Origin of the sequence: Holdemanella sp. DFI.5.55, from assembly GCF_020593575.1 — a bacterium.
GTDB lineage: Bacteria > Bacillota_I > Bacilli_A > Erysipelotrichales > Erysipelotrichaceae > Holdemanella > Holdemanella hominis.
This window is the reverse complement of sequence record NZ_JAJDMK010000489.1, coordinates 1-207: the sequence shown is the minus strand read 5'-3', so window position 1 is coordinate 207 and position 207 is coordinate 1. Positions and strand designations below refer to the sequence as shown.

The window sequence follows — 207 nt, the reverse complement described above, 5'->3', positions numbered from 1 at the left end:
CGGCAGTGAGCGGACATTTTGCCCATAAAAGCCGGAAACGATTGGCGGAATTGCCAAGACGATTGAATAGATGGTCAAAAATTTCATGGTCTGGTTCAGATTACTGTCCAGGACCTTGCTATAGGCGTCAGAAACGCGAGCCGAGACGTCAGATGTCATCTGGGCCATTTCTAACCCTTGCTGAGCTTCGATAATAATATCGTCCAG

Annotated in this window: 1 protein-coding gene; it reads right to left on the bottom strand. The window is 47.8% G+C overall.

Going from position 1 to position 207, the window contains the following annotated elements; genetic code table 11:
- The coding region (locus tag LJE08_RS14920) for a CorA family divalent cation transporter (protein WP_304608389.1) at positions 1 to 207 on the bottom strand (207 nt) is incomplete at both ends.